At 66.9% G+C, this 26,612-nt stretch carries 2 protein-coding genes (1 of these 2 only partly in view); both read left to right on the top strand.

What is annotated here, in order from left to right:
• Positions 1-12,111: the 3' portion of a non-ribosomal peptide synthase/polyketide synthase gene (locus J3B00_RS16490; RefSeq protein ID WP_209868801.1), read on the top strand. The gene continues 10,269 nt to the left of window position 1, outside the view; 12,111 of the gene's 22,380 nt are visible here — the last part of the coding sequence; the start codon falls outside the window, past its left edge; the stop codon is at positions 12,109-12,111.
• Positions 12,108-26,612 (top strand): non-ribosomal peptide synthetase, encoded by a 14,505-nt coding sequence (locus J3B00_RS16485; protein WP_209868798.1) that lies wholly within the window; start codon positions 12,108-12,110, stop codon positions 26,610-26,612. Before J3B00_RS16490 ends, J3B00_RS16485 begins: the two co-directional genes overlap by 4 nt.

The raw sequence follows: 26,612 nt of genomic DNA, 5'->3' as shown, positions 1-26,612 counted from the left end.
GGCCATCTGCAAGGCGCGCCGGCACCCGATCAGCCGTCAGTGCCGTACCGCAACTATGTGGCCCAGGCCCGTCTTGGCGTGAGCCAGGCCGAGCACGAAGCGTTCTTCCGTGAGCAACTGGGCGACATCGACGAGCCGACCCTGCCGTTTGGCCTGAGTGATGTGCAGGGCGATGGCCGTGACATGCAGGAGGTCAAGCAGGCGCTGCCCGAGCAGTTGGCACTGCGTCTGCGGCACCAGGCGCGGCAACTGGGCATCAGCGTTGCCAGCCTGTTCCACCTGGCCTGGGCACGCTTGCTCGGCGCTGCCAGCGGCAAGTCCAGCGTGGTCTTCGGCACTGTGCTGCTGGGCCGCCTGCAAGGTGGCGAGGGCGCAGAACGGGCCCTGGGCATGTTCATCAACACCTTGCCGCTGCGCGTCGACCTCGACGGAGTGAGCCTGCGCGAAGCCGTACAGGCGGTGCACCAGGGGCTCAGCGCGCTGCTCGCCCATGAGCACGCCTCGCTGGCCCTGGCCCAGCGCTGCAGCGGGGTGGCCGCGCCGCTGCCGCTGTTCAGCGCCATGCTCAACTACCGCCACGGTGGTGAAGCGACTGCCGAGCAGCGCCAGGCCTGGCAGGGCATCGAGGTGATCGAGGGCAAGGAGCGCACCAACTACCCGTTGAGCCTCAACGTCGATGACCTCGGCGAGGGCTTCCGCTTGGTGGCGATGACACCCGCGCAGGTTGGCGCCGCGCGCATCTGCGGGCAGATGTGCCAAGTGCTGGCGGCGCTGGTCGAGGCCCTGGAGCAGCAGCCGGACTTGCCGTTGCGACAACTGCCGGTGCTGCAGGCCGAGGAGCGTCAGCAGGTACTGCAGCGCTTCAACGATACCGACGTCGCTTACGATCTCGCACAGACCTTGCACGGGATGATCGAGGCTCAGGTCGAGCGCAGCCCTGAAGCGGTGGCGGTGCGGGCCGAGGAGGGTGAGTTGAGCTATCGCCAGCTCAACCACCAGGCCAACCAGTTGGCTCACCACCTGATCGGGCTTGGGGTAAAACCGGACGATCGGGTAGCGATTTGCGTCGAACGTGGTTTGTCGATGGTGGTTGGTCTGCTGGCCATCCTCAAAGCCGGCGGTGCGTATGTGCCGGTCGATCCGGACTATCCGGCTGAGCGGATTCGGCACATGTTGAGCGACAGTGCTCCGGTGGCGGTGTTGGTGCATGCGGCCACGCGCCATGTGCCTGACGCCGCGCTGGTGGTCGATCTGGATCAGCCGACCTGGCAGACGCAGTCGACTGCCAATCCTGATGTGATGGGTTTGACGCCGCGTCACCTGGCCTATGTGATCTACACCTCGGGCTCAACCGGGCTGCCCAAAGGTGTGATGAACGAACACGCCGCGGTGGTCAACCGTCTGCTATGGATGCAAGACGCCTATGGCCTCGATGCGCAGGACGTGGTGCTGCAGAAAACCCCGTTCAGCTTTGACGTGTCGGTGTGGGAATTCCTCTGGCCGCTGCAAACAGGCGCCAGGCTGGTAATGGCGCGCCCTGGCGGCCACCGTGACCCGGATTACCTGCGTCAGGTAATCCGTGCCGAGGCTGTCAGTACGCTGCACTTCGTGCCGTCGATGCTGGATGTGTACCTGGCCCACGGTGAAGCCTCGGCCGACCGCCTCAAGCGTGTGTTGTGCAGTGGTGAAGCGTTGCCCGGCAGCTTGGTCCGTCGCTTCCATCAGCAATTGCCGACTATCGAACTGCACAACCTGTACGGTCCGACCGAGGCGGCTGTCGACGTCAGTGCCTGGCACTGCATAACCGCGCCGGACAACACGCCAATCGGCAAACCGATAGCCAATACCACGCTGTATGTGCTCGACGAGCAAGGCCAACCGGTGCCGCAAGGTGTGGCCGGTGAGCTGTACATCGGCGGCGTCCAGGTCGCCCGGGGTTACCTGAACCGCGCCGAGCTGACCGCTGAACGCTTCATCGACGACCCGTTCAGCACCCGCCCGGATGCTCGCCTGTACCGCACCGGCGATCTGGCCCGACACCTGGCCGATGGCAACCTGGAGTACCTCGGCCGCAACGATGATCAGGTCAAGATCCGCGGCCTGCGCATCGAGCTGGGCGAGATCCAGGCCGGTCTGACCCGCATCACCGGGGTCAAGGAAGCCGTGGTCGTGGCCCACGAACAACGGCTGGTCGCGTACTACACCGGCACCCAACAACCAGTGGAGACCCTGCGCACGGCACTGCTCACGCACCTGCCGGAATTCATGGTGCCGGCGCTGTTCATGCACCTCGACACCTTGCCACTGAGCCCCAACGGCAAGCTCGACCGCAAGGCCCTGCCAGTACCAGGCGCCGACGCCTTGCAAGCACGTACCTACGAAGCCCCTGAAGGCGCCACCGAAATCCTCCTGGCCCAACTGTGGAGCGAAATCCTCGGCGTCGAACGAGTAGGGCGGCAGGACAACTTCTTCGAACTGGGCGGTCACTCGCTACTGGCCGTAAGCCTGACCTCGCGCCTGCGCCAGGCCGGTCTGGAGGCTGACGTGCGGGTGTTGTTCGGCCAGCCGACCCTGGCTGCGCTGGCCGCCGCCGTGGGCGGCGAGACATCGATCGTGGTGCCGGTCAATTGCATCGCTGCGGGCTGCACGCGCATCACCCCGGATCTACTGCCACTGGCCGAACTGACCCAGGGCGCTATCGACGGCCTGGTTGCAGCGCTGCCTGGCGGCGTTGCCAATGTGCAGGACATCTACGGCCTGGCGCCGCTGCAGCAGGGCATCCTTTATCATCACCTGGCCAGCGAAGGCGCCGACCCGTATGTGCTGCAGGCACGTTTCGCCTTCGCCGGGCAGGCCGAGCTGGACGCGTTCATCGCCGCGCTCAATCAGGTCATTGCCCACCACGACATCCTGCGCACCAGTATTCACTGGCAAGGGCTGGAGGAGCCGGTGCAACTGGTCCGGCGCGAAGCGCGGCTGCAACTCAGCCCGCCCGCCCGCGACAACCGGATCGACCTGACCCAGGCGCCGTTGCTGCACCTGAGCAGCAGTGTCGAGGATGGCCGCCTGCACGCGACCCTGCTGCTGCACCACATCCTGCTCGACCATACCGCCGTCGAGCAATTGGTCGCCGAGCTCGGTGCTGCACTGCAAGGCCAGCCGCCGCAACAGGCCAGCGTGCCGTACCGCAATTACGTGGCCCAGGCGCGGCTGGGCGCCGACAGCCAGGCCGACGAGGCGATGTTCAGCGAATTGCTGGGCGATATCGACGCGCCCACCGAGGCGTTCGGCCTGCGCGATGCACAGTGCGATGGGCGCGAGGTACATGACACACGCCTGGTGCTGGACGCCGGTCTGGCCAGCGGCCTGCGGGAACAGGCGCGGCAACTCGGCATCAGTGTCGCCAGCCTGGTCCATCAGGCCTGGGGGCAGGTACTGGCGCAGATGTCCGGCCGCGAAGACGTGGTGTTCGGCACCGTGCTGCTCGGCCGCCTGCGCGGTGGCGAAGGCGCCGAACGCGCGCTGGGCATGTTCATCAACACCTTGCCATTGCGGGTCACCCGCGGCGCCAGCGGCGTCGCCGACGGTGTCCGCCTGACCCACCAGCGTCTGGCGCGGCTGCTCGCCCATGAACAGGCCTCGCTGGCCCTGGCCCAGCGCTGCAGTGCGGTACCGGCGTCGCAGGCGCTGTTCTCCAGCCTGCTCAACTACCGGCACAGCGTGCCCGTCGCCAGCGAGCAAAGCGCGGCCTGGCAAGGTATCGAGCTGTTGGCCGCGCATGAACGCAGCAACTACCCGCTGGTGGTCAACGTCGACGACCTCGGCAGCGGCTTTGCGCTGACCGTACAGGCGGTGCCGCAAGTGGATGGCAGCCGCGTCTGCCAGCTGCTGCAGGCTGCCCTGACGCAATTGCTCCAGGCCCTGCAACAAGACCCGACTACGCCGCTGTACCAAGTCGGTTGCCTGTTGCCTGAGGAGCGCGAACAGGTTCTGCACCAGTTCAACGCGACCCAGCGCGACTACCCGCGCGAGCACGCCGTGCACAGCCTGTTCGAGGCGCATGCACAGACGGCCCCCGAAGCCGTGGCCGTGGTTCATGGCGACCGCCAATGGAGCTATCGACAGCTCGACGCCTACGCCAACCGTCTGGCGCATTACCTGCTGGAACTCGGCGTAGCGCCGGGGCAACGGGTGGCGATCCTGCTGCCACGTTCGCCTGAGCTGCTGGCGGCGCAGTTGGCCGTGAGCAAATGCGCGGCGGTATTCGTGCCACTGGACGCCAATGCTCCGGGTGAGCGCCAGGCGTTCATGCTCGACGACAGCCAGGCGGTGCTGCTGCTGACCCGCAGCGACGAGCCTGCGTTCGCCACGCTGCGCCGGGCAGAACTCGACCGGCTCGACCTGGCCGGCTACCCGGCTGATGCGCCAGGCGTTGCGCTGGATGCCGGCAGCGCGGCCTACATCATGTACACCTCCGGTTCGACCGGTACGCCGAAGGGCGTGCAGGTGCCCCACCGGGCGATCGTACGCCTGGTGATCAACAACGGCTTTGCCGAGTTCACTGCGCAGGACAGGGTCGCCTTTGCCTCCAACCCGGCCTTCGACGCCAGCACCCTGGAAGTCTGGGCGGCGCTGCTCAACGGCGGTGCCGTGGTGGTGGTCGATCAGGAACAGGTGCTCTCGCGCCAGGGCCTGCGCGAGGTGCTGCTGGAGCAGGGCGTCAGCGTACTGTGGCTGACCGCCGGGCTGTTCCAGCAGTATGCCGACGATCTGCTGCCGGCCTTGCGTACCTTGCGTTACCTGATGGTCGGTGGTGATGTGCTGGACCCGGCGGTGATCGCCCGGGTGCTGCGCGACGGCGCGCCTGCGCACCTGCTCAACGGCTACGGCCCGACCGAAGCCACCACCTTTACCACCACTCATGCCATCCGCGCTGAGGACCTTGGCAGCATTCCGATCGGTCGCCCCATCGGCAATGCCCGCTGCTATGTAGTTGACCGCTACCAGCAACCGTTGCCGGTGGATGCCGTGGGTGAGCTGTATATCGCCGGCGACGGCCTTGCCCTGGGCTACCTGGGCCAGCCACAGCTGACGGCCGAGCGCTTTGTGGATGATCCGTTCAGCCGTGAACCCGGCGCGCGCCTGTACCGCAGTGGCGACCTTGTCGCCTGGCAAGCGGATGGCAGCCTGCGCTACCTGGGGCGCGCCGATCAGCAGATCAAACTGCGGGGCTTTCGCATTGAACTTGGCGAGATCGAAGCGCGCCTGGGCCAGTGCCCAGGGGTGCGTGACGCGGTTGTGCTGCTGCGTGAAGACCAGCCGGGGGACAAGCGTCTGGTTGCCTACTTCACGCCAAGCGAGCCGGTCCCGGCCATTGCCGAGCTGCATGCGCAATTGCAAGGCCAGTTGCCGGATTACATGCTGCCGGCCGCTTACGTCTGCCTGGCGGCGCTGCCACTGACCGCCAACGGCAAGCTCGACCGCCGTGCCTTGCCACAGCCTGATCAGGAGGCGCTGCTCAGCCGTGCCTTCGCCGCGCCACAGGGCGAGGTCGAAACGGCCCTGGCGGCAATCTGGGCAGACCTGCTCAAGGTCGAGCAGGTCGGTCGCGACGATAATTTCTTCGAGCTGGGCGGCCATTCGCTGCTGGCCGTCAGCCTGGTCGAGCGCATGCGCAAGGCGGGGCTGTCGGCCGACGTACGGGTGCTGTTCGCCCAGCCGACCCTGGCCGCGCTGGCCGCTGCCGTGGGCACCGGGCGCGAAGTGCAGGTACCGGCCAACCGCGTGCCGGCCGATGCACAACGGATCACTCCGGACATGCTCAGCCTGATCGAACTGGATCAGGCGGCGCTCGACGTCATCGTCGCGACGGTGCCCGGCGGCGCTGCCAATGTGCAGGAAATCTATCCGTTGGCACCGCTGCAGGAGGGCATTCTCTACCATCACCTGAGTGCCGAGCAGGGCGACCCGTACCTGCTGCAGTCGCGCCTGGCCTTTGCCAGCGTGGCGCGCCTGCACAGCTGGTGCGATGCCCTGCAGCACGTCATCGACCGCCACGACATTCTGCGTACCGCGGTGGTCTGCGAAGGTCTGCTGCAGCCGGTGCAGGTGGTCTGGCGCCACGCGCAACTGGCGCTGACGCCGATCGGCGGGCTGGGCGACGGCGCGGTCATCGATGGGCTGCAAGCGCGCTTTGATGCGCGTCACCAGCGCATCGACCTGGCGCGCGCTCCGCTGATGCGCCTGATGTACGCCGAAGACCCGGCCAACCAGCGCGTGGTGGCGATCCTGCAGTTCCACCACCTGGCCCTAGACCACACCGCCATGGAGGTGATCGCTGGCGAAATGCAGGCCGTGCTCAGCGGGCGTGGCTCGCAACTGGCGGCACCCGTGCCGTATCGCACCTATGTCGCCCAGGCGCGGCTGGGCGCCGATGATGCCGGGCATGAAGCGTTCTTCCGCGACATGCTGGGCGATCTCGATGAGCCGACGCTGCCGTTTGGCCTGGCCGATGTGCAGGGTGACGGGCGCGGCGTCGAGGAGGTCCGTGAGCTACTTGATCCGGGCCTTGCCCAGCGCCTGCGCGAGCAAGCCCGCCAGCGCGGCGTCAGTGCCGCGAGCCTGGCTCACCTGGCCTGGGCGCGGGTGCTCGGCGTGCTGGCCAACCGCAGTGATGTGGTCTTCGGCACGGTGCTGATGGGCCGCCTGCAAGGCGGCGAGGGCGCTGATCGGGCGTTGGGCGTGTTCATCAACACCCTGCCGCTGCGTATCGATACCTCGGCCCCGGTTGCTCAGGCGCTGCGTGCCACGCATGCCCGCCTGTCGGCGTTGCTCGGCCATGAACATGCGTCGTTGGCCCTGGCGCAACGGTGCAGCGGCATCGCGGCGTCGGCGCCATTGTTCAGCGCCTTGTTCAACTATCGCCACAGCGCACCTGCGACGCCGCTGCCAGGTGATGACAGCCTGCAAGGCATGCACCTGCTCGGCGGCGAAGAACGCAGCAACTATCCGCTGACCTTGAGCGTCGACGACCTGGGGACTGGCTTTGCCCTCAGTGTGCTGGCCCAGGAGGGGATTGGCGCTGGACGCGTCGCGCAGTGGATGGCACAGGCCCTGGCGCAACTGGTGCTCGCCCTGGAACAGGCGCCGGAGACGCCCGTCGCGGCGCTGCCGATTGTCGACGCGGCCACCCGTCAGCACGTGCTCGAGGCATTCAACCGCACCACTCAGGCCTATCCGCAAGGGCAGACCGTGCATGCGCTGGTTGAAGCGCGGGCCGCTTGCGCGCCTGAGGCAGCGGCCCTGATCCAGGCGGATCAGGTGCTCAGCTATGGCGAGCTCAACCGCCGTGCCAACCGCCTGGCGCATCACCTGATCGGTCGTGGAGTCAAGCTCGGCGACCGGGTTGCCCTGTGCCTGTCGCGCAGCACCCAGCGCCTGGTCGGCCTGCTCGCCGTGCTCAAGGCGGGCGCAGCCTACGTACCGGTAGACCCGGCCTATCCGGCCGAGCGCATCGCCTACCTGCTCGCCGACAGTGCGCCGGTACTGGTGCTGGCGGAAGTCGACACCCTGGCACTGCTCGGCGACACGCCGCGGGTCGAACTGGATCGCGCCGCCTGGCACGACGAGCCAGGCCGCAATCCACAGGTCGCAGGCCTTGATCCGCAGCAGTTGGCCTATGTGATCTATACCTCGGGCTCCACCGGCCAACCGAAGGGAGTGATGGTCGAGCACCACAGCCTGGCCAATCTGGTGCACTGGCATTGCCAGGCCTTCGACCTGGACGGCCAGGCCCAGACCTCCAGCGTTGCCGGCTTTGGCTTCGACGCCATGGCCTGGGAAGTCTGGCCGACGTTGTGCGCGGGGGCTGTGCTACACCTGCCGCCAGTGCACATCGGCAGCGAACATGTCGACGAGTTGCTCGACTGGTGGCTGGAGCAGCCGCTCACGGTCAGCTTCCTGCCGACGCCGGTGGCCGAACAGGCCCTGCATCGCGAGCGTCAGCACCCGACCTTGCGCACGCTGCTGGTCGGCGGTGATCGCCTGCGTCAGTTCGACCGCGACCCCGGTTTTGCCCTGGTCAACAACTATGGCCCGACCGAAACCACGGTGGTCGCGACTTGCGGGCAACTGGTCCCGGGTGGCTCGCTGCATATCGGCAAGCCCATCGCCAATACCCGCATCTATGTCCTGGACGAAGGCGGCCAGCCGGTGCCGGTCGGTGTGTCCGGTGAGCTGTACATCGGTGGTGCACAGGTCGCCCGCGGCTATTTCAACCGCCCCGAACTGAGCGAACAACGCTTCCTCGCTGATCCGTTCAGCAGCGCGCCGAATGCGCGCATGTACCGCAGCGGCGACCTGGTGCGCTGGAACCCGGATGGCACCCTGGATTACCTCGGCCGCAACGACGACCAGGTGAAGATCCGCGGTGTACGCGTCGAACTGGGTGAAATCGAAGCGGTACTGGCCGCCCAACCAGGCATCCGCGACGCGGTGGTGCTGGTCCGTGGTGAGCGTCTGTTGGCCTGGTTCACCGAATCCGCGGCAGTAGACCTCGACACCTTGCGCCATGCCCTGCAGGCCAACCTGCCTGCGCACCTGCTGCCGCAAGCCTTTACCCGCCTGCACGCGTTGCCGTTGACCAGCCATGGCAAGCTTGACCGCAAGGCCTTGCCAGAACCCGACCTGGCCGCGCTCGCCGGCCAGGCTTATGTCGCCCCGCAAGGCGAGGTGGAACGCGCACTGGCAGCCGTTTGGGCGCAGATTCTCGGGGTCGAGCGGGTAGGCCGGCACGATAACTTCTTCGAGCTCGGTGGCCATTCGCTGTTGGCCGTAACCCTCACCGCGCGGCTGCGCCAGGAGGGCCTGCGTGTCGATGTACGCACCCTGTTCGGCCAGCCTACGGTGGCCGCCCTGGCGGCGACCCTTGGCCAGGACCGCCAGGTGCAGGTGCCGGCCAACCGTATCCCGGCCGATTGCACGCGGATCACTCCGGACCTGCTCAGCCTGATCGAACTGGATCAGGTTGGCATCGACCAGATCGTCGCCACGGTGCCCGGCGGCGCTGCCAACGTCCAGGATATCTACCCGCTGGCACCGCTGCAGGAGGGCATCCTCTACCACCACCTGAGCGCGCCCGAGCATGACCCCTATGTGCTGCAGACGGGCATTGCGTTTGCCAGCCGCGAGCGCCTGCTAGCCTTTGCCGACGCCTTGGCCAAGGGCATTGCCCGCCATGACGTGTTGCGCACCGCGATCCTCTGGGAAGGCTTGCCGCAACCTGTGCAGGTGGTCTGGCGTCACGCCGCACCGCGGCTGATCGAAGTCGCTGGCCCGCAGGCAGTGGCCCATCGCCTGCCGCTGGAGCAGGCACCGCTGATCGAGCTGGTGTACTGGCAGGACCAGCAAGGCCCGGGCCTGCTCGCCAGCTTGCGCTTCCACCATATCGTCCTCGACCAGACCGCACTGGAAGTGCTCAGCCAAGAGCTGGTCGGCGACTTGCAGGGGGCCCCGGCGCCCACGCAAGCGCCGGTGCCGTATCGCAACTACGTGGCCCAGGCGCGCCTGGGGGTCAGCCAGGGCGAGCATGAGGCATTCTTCCACGGGCAATTGGCCGATATCGACGAGCCAACCTTGCCGTTTGGCCTGAGCGATGTCCGCGGCGATGCCCGTGCGCTGGAAGAGGCCCAGCTGCGCCTGCAACCGGAGCTGGCGGCGCGCCTGCGGCGCACTGCGCGGCAGGCGGGCATCAGCGTCGCCAGCCTGTTCCACCTGGCCTGGGCACGCCTGCTGGGCGCGGCCAGCGGCAAGCACAGCGTGGTCTTCGGCACCGTCCTGCTCGGCCGTCTGCAAGGCGGCGAGGGCGCTGAACGGGCGCTGGGCATGTTCATCAACACCTTGCCGCTGCGCGTGGATCTGGCCGATGTCACCCTGCGCCAGGCAGTGCAGGCGACGCACCAGCGGCTCAGTGCGCTGCTTGAGCATGAACACGCCTCGTTGGCGCTGGCCCAGCGCTGCAGCGGCGTGGCCGCACCGGCACCGCTGTTCAGCGCCATGCTCAACTACCGCCATGGCGCCGAGGTCACCGAAGCGCAGCGTGAGGCCCTGATGGGGATCGACACGGGCGAAGGCTGGGGGCGCACCAACTATCCACTGAGCCTGAACGTCGACGACCTGGGGGAGGGCTTCCAGTTGGTGGCGCAAACTTATGGGGCAGTCGGCGCAGCGCGGATCTGTGCTCAGCTCCATCAGGTTCTGCAGGCCATGGCCGAAGCCTTGGAGCAGCAGCCGGACTTGCCGTTGCTACAACTGCCGGTGCTGCAGGCCGAGGAGCGTCAGCAGGTACTGCAGCGCTTCAACGACACTGACGTCGCTTACGATCTCGCGCAGACCTTGCACGGGATGATCGAGGCGCAGGTCGAGCGCAGCCCTGAAGCGGTGGCGGTGCGGGCCGAAGAGGGTGAGCTGAGCTATCGCCAGCTCAACCACCAGGCTAACCAGTTGGCTCACCATTTGATCGGTCTTGGGGTAAAACCTGATGATCGGGTAGCGATTTGCGTCGAGCGTGGCCTATCGATGGTGGTTGGCTTGCTGGCCATCCTCAAAGCCGGCGGTGCGTATGTGCCGGTCGATCCGGACTATCCGGCTGAGCGAATTCGGCACATGTTGAGCGACAGTGCTCCGGTGGCGGTGTTGGTGCATGCGGCCACGCGCCATGTGCCTGACGCCGGGCTGGTAGTCGATCTGGATCAGCCGACCTGGCAGACGCAGTCGACTGCCAATCCTGATGTGATGGGTTTGACGCCGCGTCACCTGGCCTATGTGATCTACACCTCGGGCTCAACCGGCCTGCCTAAAGGTGTGATGAACGAACACGCCGCGGTGGTCAACCGCCTGCTGTGGATGCAAGACGCCTATGGTCTCGATGCGCAGGACGTGGTGCTGCAGAAAACCCCGTTCAGCTTCGACGTGTCGGTGTGGGAATTCCTCTGGCCGCTGCAAACCGGCGCCAGGCTGGTAATGGCGCGCCCTGGCGGACATCGCGATCCTGAGTACCTGCGTGAGGTGATTCGTGCCGAAGGCGTGAGCACCCTGCACTTCGTGCCGTCGATGCTGGATGTGTTCCTGGCCCACGGCGAAGCCGCGGCTGACCTTCTGAAGCGTGTGTTGTGCAGTGGCGAAGCGTTGCCCGGCAGCCTGGTCCGTCGTTTCCATCAGCAATTGCCGACTGTCGAGCTGCACAACCTGTACGGTCCGACCGAGGCGGCTGTCGACGTCAGTGCCTGGCACTGCATAACCGCGCCGGACAACACCCCAATCGGCAAACCGATCGCCAATACCACGCTGTATGTGCTCGACGACCAAGGCCAACCGGTGCCGCAAGGCGTGTCCGGTGAGCTGTACATTGGCGGCGTCCAGGTCGCCCGTGGTTACCTGAACCGCGCCGAGCTGACCGCTGAACGCTTCATCGACGACCCGTTCAGCACCCGCCCGGATGCGCGTCTGTACCGCACCGGCGATCTGGCGCGACACCTGGCCGATGGCAACCTGGAGTACCTCGGCCGCAACGATGATCAGGTCAAGATCCGCGGCCTGCGCATCGAGCTCGGCGAGATCCAGGCTGGCCTGACCCGCCTCACCGGGGTCAAGGAAGCCGTGGTCGTGGCCCACGAACAACGGCTGGTCGCGTACTACACCGGCAGCCCACAGCCAGTGGACACGCTACGCACGGCACTGCTCACGCACCTGCCGGAATTCATGGTGCCTGCGCTGTTCATGCACCTCGACGCTTTGCCACTGAGCCCAAACGGCAAGCTTGACCGCAAAAACCTGCCAGCACCGGGCCTCGACGCCTTGCAAGCACGTGTCTACGAAGCGCCCGAGGGCGATACCGAAATCCTCCTGGCACAGCTGTGGGCGGAGTTGCTGGGGGTGGAACGGGTCGGCCGGCAGGACAACTTCTTTGAACTGGGCGGCCACTCGCTGCTGGCCGTAAGCCTGACCTCGCGACTGCGTCAGGAGGGCCTGGAGGCCGACGTCCGCGCGCTGTTCGAACAACCGACTTTGGCGAGCTATGCAGCCATCACAGACAGAATGGAGATCGTCCTGTGAGTATCAATCAACTACTGGAAACCCTCGCGGCCAATAACGTCCAACTGGCGCTCAAGGATGGCCAACTGGTGGTCCAGGGCAACCGTCAGGCCTTGACCGATGCCACGCTGGTGGCGCGGCTGCGCGAACACAAGCCGACCTTGCTGGCGATGATCGAAAGCGGTGAGTACGTTGCCGTCAAACCCGGTGTGGTGCAGGCGCCGGCCAATGGTATTGCGCCGGGCTGCAGCCACATCACCCCGGCCATGCTCAACCTGGTCGAGCTCGACCAGGCCAGCATCGACCAGATCGTCGCCGGTGTGCCCGGTGGCGCGGCCAACGTGCAGGACATCTACCCATTGGCGCCGCTGCAGCAGGGCATTCTCTTCCACCATGCCAGCGCAACCGGGCACGACCCCTACGTGATGGAGGTGCGCTTCGTGTTCGCCGACGAATCACGCCTGGCGGCCTTTGCCGAGGCCTTGCGCGGGGTGATCGCACGTCACGATATCCTGCGCACTTCGGTGCACTGGCAGGGGTTGGAGACGCCGGTGCAGGTGGTCTGGCGCAGCGCCGAGCTGCAGCTGTTCGCTTCGGCCGAGCAGGCCGGCGCGCTCGAGCTGATACAGGCGCCGCTGCTGCGCCTGGTACGTGAGGCGGCGCAAGCGGACGGCCGCCTGACCGCCTTGTTGCAGTTCCACCACATCGCCATGGACCACAGTGCCCTGGAAGTGGTACGCCATGAGCTGAGCGCGTTGCTGGCCGACGAAGGCCAGGGCCTGGGCGCACCGGTGCCGTTTCGCAACTACGTGGCCCAGGCCGTGCTGGGCGTCAGCGAGGCGCAGCACCAGGCGTTCTTCCGCGACATGCTCGGCGCCATCGAGGAACCGGCGCTGGCCTACGGCCTGCGCGATGTGCAGGGCGGCGCAGCGTTGCACCAGGAGCATGTGCTCGACTTGCCGCTGGCACTGTGCAAGGGCTTGCGCAGCCAGGCGCGGGCTTTGGGCGTCAGCGTCGCCAGCCTGTTTCACCTGGGCTGGGCGCGGGTGCTGGGTGGCTTGACCGGGCACCGCCAGGTCGTCTTCGGTACCGTACTCATGGGCCGTCTGCTTGGCGCCGAAGCGACCGAGCGAGCGCTGGGCATCTTCATCAATACTTTGCCGCTGCGGGTCGACCTTGACGGCACCGACCTGCCTGGCGCGGTCAAGACCACCCATCAGCGCTTGTCGGCATTGATGCGCCATGAGCACGCGCCGCTGGTGCTGGCCCAGCGCTGCAGTGGGGTGGCGCCGCCGACGCCGCTGTTCAATGCGTTGCTCAACTACCGTCATGGCGCCGTGGCCAGCCAGGACCCGCGTCGCGCTGCCTGGGCCGGTATCGAGATGGTGCACGCCGCCGAAGCCACCAATTACCCGCTGACGTTGAGCGTCGACGACCTCGGCGAAGCCTTCCGGCTGACCTTGCTGAGCAGCGCCGAGGTGCCCGGGCAGCGCGTCTGCAGCTATCTGCAAGAGACCTTGCAGAGCCTGCTGCAGGCTTTGCCCGAGGCACCGACGAAGCCCCTCATGGCGCTCGACATGCTGCCCGCCAGCGAGCGACGCGAACTGCTCGAAGCGTTCAACGACTACCCGGGAGGCCAGCCGACGGAGCTGGCCCTGCATCAGCGTATCGAGCACCAGGCCCTGCTGCGCCCTGAGCAAACCGCCGCGCGTTTTGCCGGATCGAGCCTGAGCTATGGTGAGCTGAACCGACGCGCCAATGCGCTGGCCCATCAACTGATCAGCCTTGGCGTACGCGCCGATGATCGGGTGGCGGTAGTGGCCCAGCGCAGCCTGGAGACCCTGGTCGGGCTGTTGGCGGTACTCAAGGCCGGTGCGGCCTACGTGCCCATCGATCCGGCGCATCCGGACGAGCGCGTGCGCTATCTGCTTGATGACAGTGCACCACGGGCAGTGCTCACCCAACAGGCCCTGCTTGGGCGCCTGAATGCGGTTGATGTGCCGCTGCTGGTCCTCGACCAGGCGGACTGGCCGCAGCACGAAAGCAACCCGCTGTTGGCTGGACTGAGCGAGCGCAACCTTGCCTATGTCATCTACACCTCCGGCTCCACTGGCCAGCCCAAAGGGGTGATGGTCGAACACCGCACCCTGAACAACCTGGTCGACTGGCATTGCCGCGCCTTCGACCTGTGCCACGGGCGGCACACCTCGAGCCTTGCCGGGTTTGGTTTCGATGCCATGGCCTGGGAGGTCTGGCCTGCATTGTGCGTTGGTGCCACCCTGCACCTGGCGCCGGTGGCCGAAGGCACTGAAGACCTCGATGCCTTGCTCGGCTGGTGGCGCGCGCAGCCGCTGGATGTCAGCTTCCTGCCGACGCCGGTGGCCGAATACGCCTTCAGCCACCAGCTTGAACACCCGACCCTGCGCACCCTGTTGATCGGCGGCGATCGCCTGCGCCAGTTCAACCGCAATCAGCGCTTTACGGTGGTCAACAACTATGGCCCCACAGAGGCTACCGTGGTCGCCAGCTCCGGGACCGTCGAAGCCGGCAGCGCGCTGCACATCGGTCGGCCGGTGGACAATGCCCGCCTGTACGTGCTCGACGCCGACCGTCAACCGGTCGCGCTTGGCGTTGCCGGAGAGCTGTATATCGGTGGCGGCGGGGTTGCCCGGGGCTACCTGAACCGGCCTGAGCTGACTGCCGAGCGTTTTCTCGCTGACCCGTTCGTCGCAGCGCCCGACGCGCGCATGTACCGCAGCGGCGACCTGGTGCGCTGGCTCGCCGACGGCACCCTCGAGTACCTCGGGCGCAACGACGACCAGGTGAAGATCCGCGGCGTACGCATCGAACTGGGTGAAATCGAAAGCCGCCTGAACGCCTTGCCGGGCATCACCGAAGCGGTGGTCGTGGCGCGTGAAGACCAGCCCGGACAGCCACGCCTGGTGGCGTACTTCACGTCCCAGACTGACATTGATCCGCATACCCCGGAGCGCCTGCGCAGCCTGCTGCAGGCGCACCTGCCGGCATACATGGTGCCGGTGGCCTTCGTTGAACTGCAGGCCATGCCGCTGACCGCCAATGGCAAACTCGACCGCCGCGCGCTGCCCAAGCCCGAGCGTTCAGCGCTATTCGAGCATCACTACCAGGCGCCGCAGGGCGCGCTGGAAATCGCCCTGGCGCAGATCTGGGGCGAGCTGTTGCACGTCGAGCGGGTCGGCCGCCACGACCACTTCTTCAACCTTGGCGGCCATTCGCTGCTGGCCATGCGCATGGTCTCCCAGGTGCGGGTGCGGCTGGGCGTGGAACTGACGCTGGCCGAGCTGTTCGCCAACCCCGAACTGGCTGCCGTGGCCGCGGTGCTGGCGCAGGCCGGGCGTAGCGTATTGCCGGCGATCGTGCCGGGGCCACGCGGTGAGCCGCTGCCGATGTCATTTGCCCAGCAACGGCTGTGGTTTTTGGCGCAGATGGAGGGCGGCAACCAGGCCTACAACGTGCCGATGGCCCTCGGCCTGAGGGGCGAGCTGGATGCAGACGCGCTGGAGCAGGCCTTGCTGCACATCGTCGAGCGGCACGAGACCTTGCGCAGCCGCTTCGTGCCGCGTGGAGACAGCGCCGAGGTGGTGATCGCCAACACGCCGGGGGCGGGCTGGTTCACCCGTGAGACGCTCGCCGCCGAGGCATTGTCGGCGCGCCTGCGTGAAGAAGCCAATGGGCCATTCGATCTGGCCCACGGCCCGCTGCTGCGGGCCCGCCTGATTTGCCTGGGCGCGCAGCACCACGTGCTGCTCCTGACGTTGCACCACATCGTCGCCGACGGCTGGTCGCTGGGGGTGTTGATCCGCGAGCTGACGGCGCTGTATCCGGCCCTGCGCGACGGGCGCCAAGCAGCGTTGCCAGCCTTGCCGGTGCAGTATGCGGATTACGCCGTCTGGCAACGGCGGTGGTTGGCCGGCGAGCAGTTGCAGCGCCAGGCCGAGTACTGGCGCAGCGCCTTGGAGGGTGCCCCGGCCTTGCTGGCACTGCCCAGCGACCGACCGCGTCCCGCGCGGCAGGACTTCGCCGGTGCGAGCCTGGCGATTCGCCTCGACGCGCGGCTGGGCGCGGGCCTGCGGGCGCTGGCCCAGCGTCATGGCGCCACCCTCTACATGACCTTGCTCAGTGCCTGGGCGGCGTTGCTGGCACGCCTGTCGGGTCAGCCTGAGGTGGTCATCGGCTGCCCGGTGGCCGGCCGTGGCAGTGCCGAGCTCGAGCCGTTGCTGGGGCTGTTCGTCAATACCCTGGCGGTGCGTATCGATACCGCGACTGCGCCCAGCACCGAGGCGTTGTTGACCCAGGCCCGGGCGCGCTTGCTGGAGGCCCAGGCGCACCAGGACCTGCCGTTCGAGCAGGTGGTCGAGATCATCCGCCCGGCACGCAGCCTGGGCCATACGCCGTTGTTCCAGACCACCCTCAACTGGCTAGCCGCCGATGGCGCGGCGCTCAGCCTGGGTGACTTGCAGCTCGAAACCGTGGGGCAGGCCGCGCAGGTGGCCAAGTTTGATCTGTCGCTGAACCTTGGCGAGCACGGCGAGGGCCTGATCGGTAGCCTGGAGTACGCGACCGCGCTGTTCGACGAAAGCACCGCGCGGCGTTTCTTCGGCTACTTCGAAACGCTGCTGCGGGCGATGGTTGGCAACGACCAGGCGCCACTTGCACAGGTCGAACTGGTGGCCAGCGAAGAGCGGCTGAGCCTGCTCCAGCGTAGCGCTGGCACGCTGCGTGCGTTCCCCCGCGGGCAGACCGTGCATGGCCTGATCGAGGCCCAGGTGGCGCGCACGCCAGACGCCCTGGCCGCCGCAGCGGGTGACCAGCACTTGACCTACGCCGCGCTCAACCAGCAGGCCAACGCCCTTGCGCAGCACCTGATCGGTCTGGGCGTCAGGTGCGAAGACCGGGTCGCCGTGGTCGCCCAGCGTGGCCTGGAAACCCTGGTCGGCCTATTGGCCGTGCTCAAGGCCGGCGCGGCGTATGTGCCGGTCGATCCGGCGCATCCCGATGAGCGTTTGCGCTACCTGATCGACGACAGTGCGCCACGGGTGGTGCTCAGTCAGCACGCCCTGTGCGAGCGTCTCAAGGGCCTTGCCCAGCCTGTGCTGCTGCTCGACCGGCCGGCCTGGCCGGCGCATGCAGCCAACCCTGTGGTAGCAGGGCTGGGCGCTGACAACCTGGCCTACGTTATCTACACCTCCGGCTCCTCCGGCCAGCCCAAGGGCGTCATGGTCGAACACCATGCCCTGGCCAACCTGGTGCATTGGCACTGCGAAGCCTTCGCGCTGACGGCGGGTGATCATACCGCGAGCATCGCCGGCTTCGGCTTCGACGCAATGGCCTGGGAGGTCTGGCCGGCATTGTCTGCCGGTGCGGTGCTGCACCTGCCGCCGGCCGCGCTTGGCAACCAGCAGCTCGACGCGTTGCTCGACTGGTGGCGCGGGCAGCCGCTGCAGGTGGCGTTCTTGCCAACACCGGTGGCCGAGCAGGTGTTCAGCCGCGGCCTCGCTCACCCGACGCTGCGTACCCTGCTGATCGGTGGTGATCGCCTGCGCCAGTTGCATAGCGACCCAGGTTTTGTCGTGGTCAACAACTATGGTCCCACCGAGACCACGGTGGTGGCGACTTCGGGCCGGGTCCTGCCCGGTGCGGCCGTGGACATCGGCCGGCCGATCGCCAATAGCTGCGCGTACCTGCTGGATGAGCAGGGACAACTGGTGCCGACCGGTGTCGCCGGCGAGTTGTACCTGGGCGGCGCAGGCGTCGCCCGGGGTTACCTGAACCGCTCTGAACTGAGCGCCGAGCGTTTCCTCGATGACCCGTTCAGCGCGCTGCCCGGCGCACGCATGTACCGCAGTGGCGACCTGGCACGCTGGAACGCCGATGGCACCCTGGAGTACCTGGGGCGTAACGATGACCAGGTGAAGATCCGTGGTGTGCGAATCGAGCTTGGCGAGATCGAAGCTCAGCTTGGCCTTCTAGAGGCTATCGACGAAGCGCTGGTGCTGGTCCGCGAAGACGTCCCGGGCCAGCCGCGCCTGGTTGCCTATTACACGCCCAAGGACCTGCCGGTCGGAGCAGTCGAACTACGTGCTGCGCTGCAACGCACGCTGCCGGGCTACATGCTTCCAGCGGCATTCGTCGCGCTGGCTGCCTGGCCGCTGACTGCCAATGGCAAGGTCGATCGCCGCGCGCTGCCGCAGCCCGAACGCGAGGCGCTGGCCAGCGCCGCCTTCGCCGCGCCGCAGGGTGAGCTGGAAGTCACCCTGGCCGCGCTCTGGTGCGAAATGCTCGAGGTCGAGCGGGTAGGGCGCCAGGACCGCTTCTTCGACCTTGGCGGCCACTCGCTGCTGGCCATGCGCATGGTCTCCCAGGTGCGTCAGCGTCTGGGCCTGGAGCTGGCCGTGGCGGACCTGTTCGCCGACGACAGCCTGGCAGCCATCGCCAGCCTGCTGGCCAGCGCCGAGGGCCCGCTGCTGCCGCCTATCGAAGTTGCCGCGCGAACTGCCTGCATGCCGCTGTCGTTCGCCCAGCAGCGCCTGTGGTTCCTGGCGCAGATGGCGCAGGCCAGCGCCGCCTATCACATCCCCCTCGCGCTGCGCCTGCACGGCGCGCTCGACCCTGGCGCGCTGGAGCGGGCGCTGCGCTGCCTGGTCGAGCGCCATGAAAGCCTGCGCAGCCGCTTTGTCACCGAGCAAGACCAGCCCTGCGTGGCACTGGCCGCAACCGCTACCGATTTCAGCCTGGCCCGCGACGAGGTGGGTGGCATCCAGCAGACCGGGCTTGACGCGCTGCTGCGCGAGGAAGCCCGGCGGCCCTTCGCCCTGGCGCAGGATCTGCCGATTCGCGGGCGTTTGTTGCAGTTGGACGAGCACCAGCACGTGCTGTTGCTGACCTTGCACCACATCGTCGCCGACGGCTGGTCGATGGGCGTGCTGCTGCGCGAACTGGGCGCTGTGTACCAAGCGTTCAGCGCGGGCCGTGGCGACCCTCTGCCAGCACTGACAGTGCAGTATCTCGACTACGCCGTGTGGCAGCGCCGCTGGCTCAGCGGCGACGTGCTGCAGCGCCAGGCCGATTACTGGACGCAGGCCTTGGCTGGGGCGCCGGCACTGATCAGCCTGCCGTACGACCGGGCACGCCCGGAGCATCAGGACTACAGTGGCGACAGTGTCGAGGTGAGCATCGAGCCAGGCCTTAGCGCTGAACTCAAGGCGCTCTGCCGACGCCACGCGGTGACGCCGTTCATGCTGTTCGTCGGGGCATGGGCGGTGCTGTTGACGCGCTTGTCTGGGCAGAGCGAGGTGGTCATCGGCGCGCCGGTGGCCAACCGCAGGCAGGCGGCGCTGGAAGGGATGATCGGCATGTTCGTCAACTCCCTCGCGCTGCGCCTGGACACCGCGGGTGCGCCGGATGTGGCCACCTTGCTGGCCCAGGTCAAGGCCGTTGTGTCGAGCGCGCAGGCGCATCAGGACCTGCCATTCGAGCAGGTGGTCGAACTACTGCGCCCGCAACGCAGCCTTGCCTACACGCCGCTTTACCAGGTGTCGTTGGACTGGGCCGCCCACTCCGAACGGCAGGCGTTGGCGCTTGGCGATCTCAAGGTGGAGTTGTTGGGCGGACAGGCAAGCATTGCCAAGTTCGACCTGAACCTGAGCATGGGTGAAGGGCCGGACGGGTTCGTCGGGGCCATCGTGTTTGCCACGGCCTTGTTTGATCGGGGGACGGTCGAGCGCTATGCGGGCTACCTGCAGCAGGTGCTGCGGACCTTCGTTGAAAGCGATCAGGCAATCCCGCAGCACACCTGCCTGACGGGTGCGCTTGAGCGGCAGCGCCTGTTGTCGGATTTTAACGACACCGAGCACCCTTATAACCTCGCGCAGACCTTGCACGGGATGATCGAGGCGCAGGTCGAGCGCAGCCCTGAAACGGTGGCGGTGCGGGCCGAGGAGGGTGAGCTGAGCTATCGCCAGCTCAACCACCAGGCCAACCAATTGGCTCACCACCTGATCGGTCTTGGGGTAAAACCTGATGATCGGGTAGCGATTTGCGTCGAACGTGGCCTATCGATGGTGGTTGGCTTGCTGGCCATCCTCAAAGCCGGCGGTGCGTATGTGCCGGTCGATCCGGACTATCCGGCTGAGCGGATTCGCCACATGTTGAGCGACAGCGCTCCGGTGGCGGTGTTGGTGCATGCAGCCACGCGCCATGTGCCTGGCGCCGCGCTGGTGGTCGATCTCGATCAGCCGACTTGGCAGACGCAGTCGACTGCCAATCCTGATGTGATGGGTTTGACGCCGCGTCACCTGGCCTATGTGATTTACACCTCCGGCTCTACCGGCCTGCCCAAGGGCGTGATGAATGAACACGCCGCGGTGGTCAACCGTCTGCTATGGATGCAAGACGCCTACAACCTCGATGCGCAGGACGTGGTGTTGCAGAAAACCCCGTTCAGCTTCGACGTGTCGGTGTGGGAATTCCTCTGGCCGCTGCAAACCGGCGCCAGGCTGGTAATGGCGCGCCCTGGCGGCCATCGTGACCCGGAGTACCTGCGTCAGGTAATCCGTGCCGAGGATGTCAGTACGCTGCACTTCGTGCCGTCGATGCTGGATGTGTTCCTGGCCCACGGCGAAGCCTCGGCTGACCGCCTCAAGCGTGTGTTGTGCAGTGGTGAAGCCTTGCCCGGCAGCCTGGTCCGTCGTTTCCATCAGCAATTGCCGACTGTCGAGCTGCACAACCTGTACGGTCCGACCGAGGCGGCTGTCGACGTCAGTGCCTGGCACTGCATAACCGCGCCGGACAACACACCAATCGGCAAACCGATTGCCAACACCACGCTGTATGTGCTCGACGAGCAAGGCCAGCCGGTGCCGCAAGGCGTGGCCGGTGAGCTGTACATTGGCGGCGTCCAGGTCGCCCGTGGTTACCTGAACCGCGCCGAGCTGACCGGTGAACGCTTCATCGACGACCCGTTCAGCACCCGCTCGGATGCTCGCCTGTACCGTACCGGCGATCTGGCCCGACACCTGGCCGACGGCAACCTGGAGTACCTCGGCCGCAACGATGATCAGGTCAAGATCCGCGGCCTGCGCATCGAGCTCGGCGAGATCCAGGCTGGCCTGACCCGCCTCACCGGGGTCAAGGAAGCCGTGGTCGTGGCCCACGAACAACGCTTGATTGCCTACTACACCGGCAGCCCACAGCCAGTGGACACGCTACGCACGGCACTGCTCACGCACCTGCCGGAGTTCATGGTCCCAGCGCTGTTCATGCACCTCGACACCTTGCCACTGAGCCCCAACGGCAAGCTCGACCGCAAGGCCCTGCCAACGCCCGGCGCCGAGGCCATGCAGCAACGCAGCTACCAAGCCCCCGAGGGCCCGATGGAAGTACTCCTGGCGCGGCTGTGGGCTGACCTGCTCGGCGTTGAACGGGTCGGCCGGCACGATAACTTCTTCGAACTGGGCGGCCATTCGCTGCTGGCGGTAACCCTGGTGGCGCGCCTGCGCGGTGAAGGCCTGGAGGCTGACGTCCGCGTGCTGTTCGCCGAGCCAACCCTGGCGGCACTGGCGGCCACGCTTGGCCAAGGTGCCTGCCTGGCCATCCCGGACAACCGGATCGGCCCCGACTGCCATCGGATAACGCCCGACCTGCTGGCCTTGGTGAGCCTTGATCAGGTGGCCATCGATCGCATCGTTGCCAGCGTCCCCGGCGGCGCGGCAAACGTGCAGGATATCTACCCGCTGGGGCCGCTGCAGGCAGGCATTCTCTACCATCACCTGGCCACCGACGGCGATGACGTCTATGTCCAGCAGGCCCGCTTCGCCGTGGCCGACCGGCAGCGCCTGGCTGCCTTGCAGCAGGCGCTCGACCGCGTGATCGAACGCAACGACACGCTGCGTACCTCATTGTTCTGGGACGGCCTGGCGCAGCCGGTGCAGGTGGTGTGGCGCCAGGCACGGTTGCAGGTCGTCGAGGGTCATGAGCAAGGTCCGCGACGCCTCGATCTGGGCCAGGCGCCGTTGCTGCGCCTGGTCCATGGACATGACCCGCTGACCGGGCGCATCACGGCCACGCTGTTGTTCCACCACCTGGTGATGGACCACATCGCCCTGGACGTGCTGCGCGCTGAACTGCAGGCGTTCCTGCTGGGTGAGCAACACCGGCTGCCGACGCCGGTGCCGTACCGCAATTACATCGCCCAGGTCGTGCAGGGTGCGAGCGACCAGCAGCACGAGGCTTTCTTCCGCCAGCAGTTGGGCGATATCGATGAGCCTACCGTGCCCTATGGCCCACATGCGGCGCCCCATGCCGAAGCACAGGCGCAGGCGCAGTGCTGGCTGGACGCTGATCTCTCGCGACAGGTACGCGAGCAGGCCCGCCAGGCCGGCGTCAGCGCCGCCAGTGTGCTGCACCTGGCCTGGGCGCAGGTCTTGGGGCAGTTGTCCGGGCGCGATAGCGTGGTGTTCGGCACCGTGCTGCTGGGGCGCCTGCAGGGCAGCGCAGGCGTGGAAAGGGCTCTGGGGGTTTTCATCAACACCTTGCCGCTACGCATCGACCTGGGCCGCCTGAGCGTGCGCGAGGCGCTGCTCGACACCCACCGCAGGCTTGCCGGCCTGCTCCTGCACGAGCACGCGCAACTGGCCCTGGCCCAGCGCTGCAGTGCCTTGCCCGCGGGGGCTGCACTGTTCAGCAGCCTGCTCAACTACCGCCACAGTGCGGCGCCGGTCGCCGATGATGGCAGCGCCAGCCAAGCCTGGCAGGGGATCGAACTGATCCACGCCGAAGAGCACAGCAACTACCCGCTGGCCGTGAGCATCGATGACCTGGGCGAAACCTTCGGTTTGAGTGCGCAGTGCGCACCGGGCATCGACGCGCGGCGTATCTGCGACTACCTGCTGGAGGCCGTCGCCAGCCTGGTTGCTGCCTTGGCCCAGACACCCGGGCAGGGCTTGCATACGCTGTCCGTGCTTCCGGGCAGCGAACGCCAGCGGCTACTGTTCGACTTCAATGCCACCCGCCGCGACTATCCGCGCGAGCAGACGTTGCAGCGCCTGTTCGAACAACAGGTGGCACGCCATCCACTGGCGCTGGCGGGACGGCATGGCGAACAGCGCCTGAGCTATGCCGAGCTCAATGCCCAGGCCAATCGCCTCGCCCATCATCTGCTCGGTGAAGGGGTGCAGGCTGGTGACGCCGTGGCAATCCTGCTGCCGCGTTCGGTGCAGTTGCTGGTTGCGCAACTGGCCGTGCTCAAGTGTGCAGCGGCGTATGTACCGCTGGATATCAACGCCCCGGCCGAGCGCCAGGCGTTCATGGTCGAAGACTGCGCTGCGGTGGCTCTGCTGACGCTGGCAGCCAGCCAGGTCGACTACCCGGCGCATCGCATCGACCTCGACCGCCTGCGCCTTGATGCACAGGCAGAGCACAACCCCAACCTGGCGCAGGATGCCGGTACAACTGCGTGTGTGCTGTACACCTCGGGCTCCACTGGCACGCCAAAAGGCGTGTGCGTGCCGCATCGGGGCGTCGCCCGGCTGGTGCTGAACAATGGCTATGCCACGTTCAGCGGGCAAGACCGCTTTGCCTTTGCCGCCAACCCGGCCTTCGACGCCAGTACCTTCGAGGTCTGGGGGGCATTGCTCAATGGCGGCCAGCTGGAGGTGATCGATCACCACACCCTGATCGACCCACCGCGCTTTGCTGCCGCCCTGCGCGCGGCTGAGGTCAACGTTTTGTTCCTGACCACGGCGTTGTTCAACCACTACGTGCAGGTGATCCCCGAGGCACTGGCCAGGATGCGCCTGCTCGCCAGTGGCGGCGAACGCGCCGATCCAGCGGCATTCCGGGCCATGCGTGAGCATGCGCCGGGGCAACAGCTGATCAACGCCTACGGCCCGACTGAAACCACGACTCTGGCCACCACCTGCGCGGTTCAGGATGTGCCTGAAGCGGCCAGCAATGTGTCCATTGGTCGCCCCATCGGCAACACCCAGGTGTACCTGCTCGATGCGCATCAGCGGCCGGTACCGCTGGGCGTGGTGGGCGAGCTGTACATCGGTGGCGATGGCGTCGCGCTGGGCTACCTGAACCGCCCGCAGCTGACTGCCGAGCGCTTCCTTGATGATCCATTCAGCGAGCGCAGTGGGGCGCGCCTGTACCGCACCGGTGACCTGGCGCGCTGGCATGAGGATGGCCAGCTCGAATGCCTCGGGCGCAATGACGAACAGGTGAAGATTCGCGGTTTCCGCATAGAACTGGGCGAAATCGAGCAGCAGTTGTTGCTGTGCCCGGGTATTGGCGAAGTGGCAGTCATGGCAGTGCCCTCGGAGCAGGGTTCACTGCGCCTGGTGGCGTGGTTCAGCCGTCTGGATCCTGCCTTGGACAGCGACGCATTGCGTGGTTGGCTGCGCGGCCGTCTACCGGAATACATGCTGCCGATGGCGTATATCGAACTGGCGCGACTGCCGCTGACCAATAACGGCAAACTTGATCGCAAGGCCTTGCCGTTACCGGCCGCCCAGGACCTCGCGCTGGCCGCCTACGAGGCCCCGGTGGGCGCGCTCGAACAGCGTTTGGCGGCGTGCTGGGCGCAGGTGCTGGAGGTCGAGCGGATCGGCCGCCACGACAGCTTCTTCGAGCTCGGCGGCCACTCGCTGTCGGCGATTCGTCTGGTCGGCGAGATGGCCAAGGACGGTCTGCAGGCGTCGCTGGCCGAGTTGTTCCAGCATGCCAGCGTCGCCCAACTGGCGGCATTGCTCGAACAACGCGAGGCGTCCGGCGATGACCATGGCCTGGTGATCGTGAGGGCACAGGGCAGCCAGCCAGCACTGTTCCTGGTGCATGAATTCAGCGGGCTGGACGTCTACTTCCCTGCGCTTGGCAGGCACATCGAGGGGGACTTCCCCATCTATGGCCTGGCCAGTGTCGGCCTCGGCGAGCCGCAATTGCGCACCATGGAGTGCCTGGCGGCGCGCCTGGTGCAACGAATCCGCGCGGTGCAGCCGCACGGCCCCTATCGCCTGGCCGGCTGGTCGTTCGGTGGGGTGTTGGCGTTTGAAGTCGCCGCGCAGTTGCTCGGTGCTGACCAGGCAGTGACGTTCGTCGGCCTGATCGACACCTTCACGTCGCGCCTGAGCGACCAGGGCAAGGCGCGCTGGCAAGGCCGCCATCTGCTTGAACGCGAACTGTTGCTGCACTGCAGCAGCTACTGGCAGTCACAGGGCGAGGAGGGCCGCGAGCAGTTGGCCCGGGTCGAAGTGCTGCGGCCCGAAGTGCAGGACTTTGCCGCACTGCTGGCCGACTGTCGGCAGCATCAGTTGCTCGGCGGTCTGGCCGAGGCCAGCGACGAGCAACTGCGGCACTACTTCGAGCGGCAATTGGCCCATGGTCATGCGCTGGCCCATTACCGTGTGGCGCCGCTGGGCATGCCGGTGCAGTTGTTCTGCGCCGAACAGCGCAATCCCCACATCACCGATGGCGGCGCGAGCTTGGGCTGGGCTGATGTGCTGGCGCCTGCGCAGCTGCGCTGTACGCCGGTACCGGGTGATCACAAGAGCATGCTGCAGTCGCCCAACGTCGAGGTGCTCGGCCGGGCTATCGCCCAGGCCCTGACCGAGCCGACGCCGCCGGCAACGGGCGTGGCGCCGAGCCAGGCGCTGGCCGTACAGAGTGGCCAGGCGGGGCATGCGCCACTGTTCTGCGTGCCGGGTGCGGGCGACAGCGTTACCAGCTTCATCGGCCTGGCCGAAGCCTTGGGGGCCAACTGGCCGTTGTATGGCCTGCAAGCGCGTGGGCTGGACGGCATCGGCGTGCCGCACAGCTCGGTGGAGGCCGCGGCGGAGTGCCATGTGCAGGCGATCGAAGCCCTGTACCCCACGGGCCCGCTGAACCTGGTCGGCCATTCGTTCGGTGGCTGGGTGGCACATGCCATGGCGGCGCGCTTCGAGGCCAAGGGTCGGGCGGTACGCTCCCTGACCTTGATCGACAGTGAAGCGCCTGGTGGCGGTAGCTGTGGCAAGCCATACACCCTCACCGAAGCGCTGGAACGGTTGATCGAGGCCTTGCAGCTGTCCACCGGCAAGGCCTTGGGCATCGAGCCGCTGGCCTTTGCCGACGCCAGCGACGCGCAGCAGCTGAGCCAGTTGCATGCGGCCATGGTACGGATAGGGTTGCTGCCACCACGTTCGACACCTCGGGCGCTGGACGGCGTGGTCCGCACCTTCGCCAGCGCCCTGCGTACGGCCTACCGGCCAACGTTGAGCTACAGCGGGCCGGCGAGCCTGGTATTGGTGGCCGATCCGACCCTGGATGCGGCGGGTAATCAACGCGAACAGGCCGACATGCAGGCCGGCTGGCACCGGCTGCTGCCGCAGTTGGCGGTGTGGCAGGGGCCAGGCAATCACTTCAGCATCCTCAAGGTGCCGGATGTGTTCAGCCTGGCCGCCTGGTGGCATGACGGCCAGGCACTGGTTCACGGCAACGTGGTGCAATGA

The sequence above is a fragment of the Pseudomonas sp. BP8 genome, from assembly GCF_017875955.1.
Classification (GTDB): Bacteria; Pseudomonadota; Gammaproteobacteria; order Pseudomonadales; family Pseudomonadaceae; genus Aquipseudomonas.
Note: the sequence above shows the minus strand (reverse complement) of the source record. Positions and strands in the feature narration are given on the sequence as shown.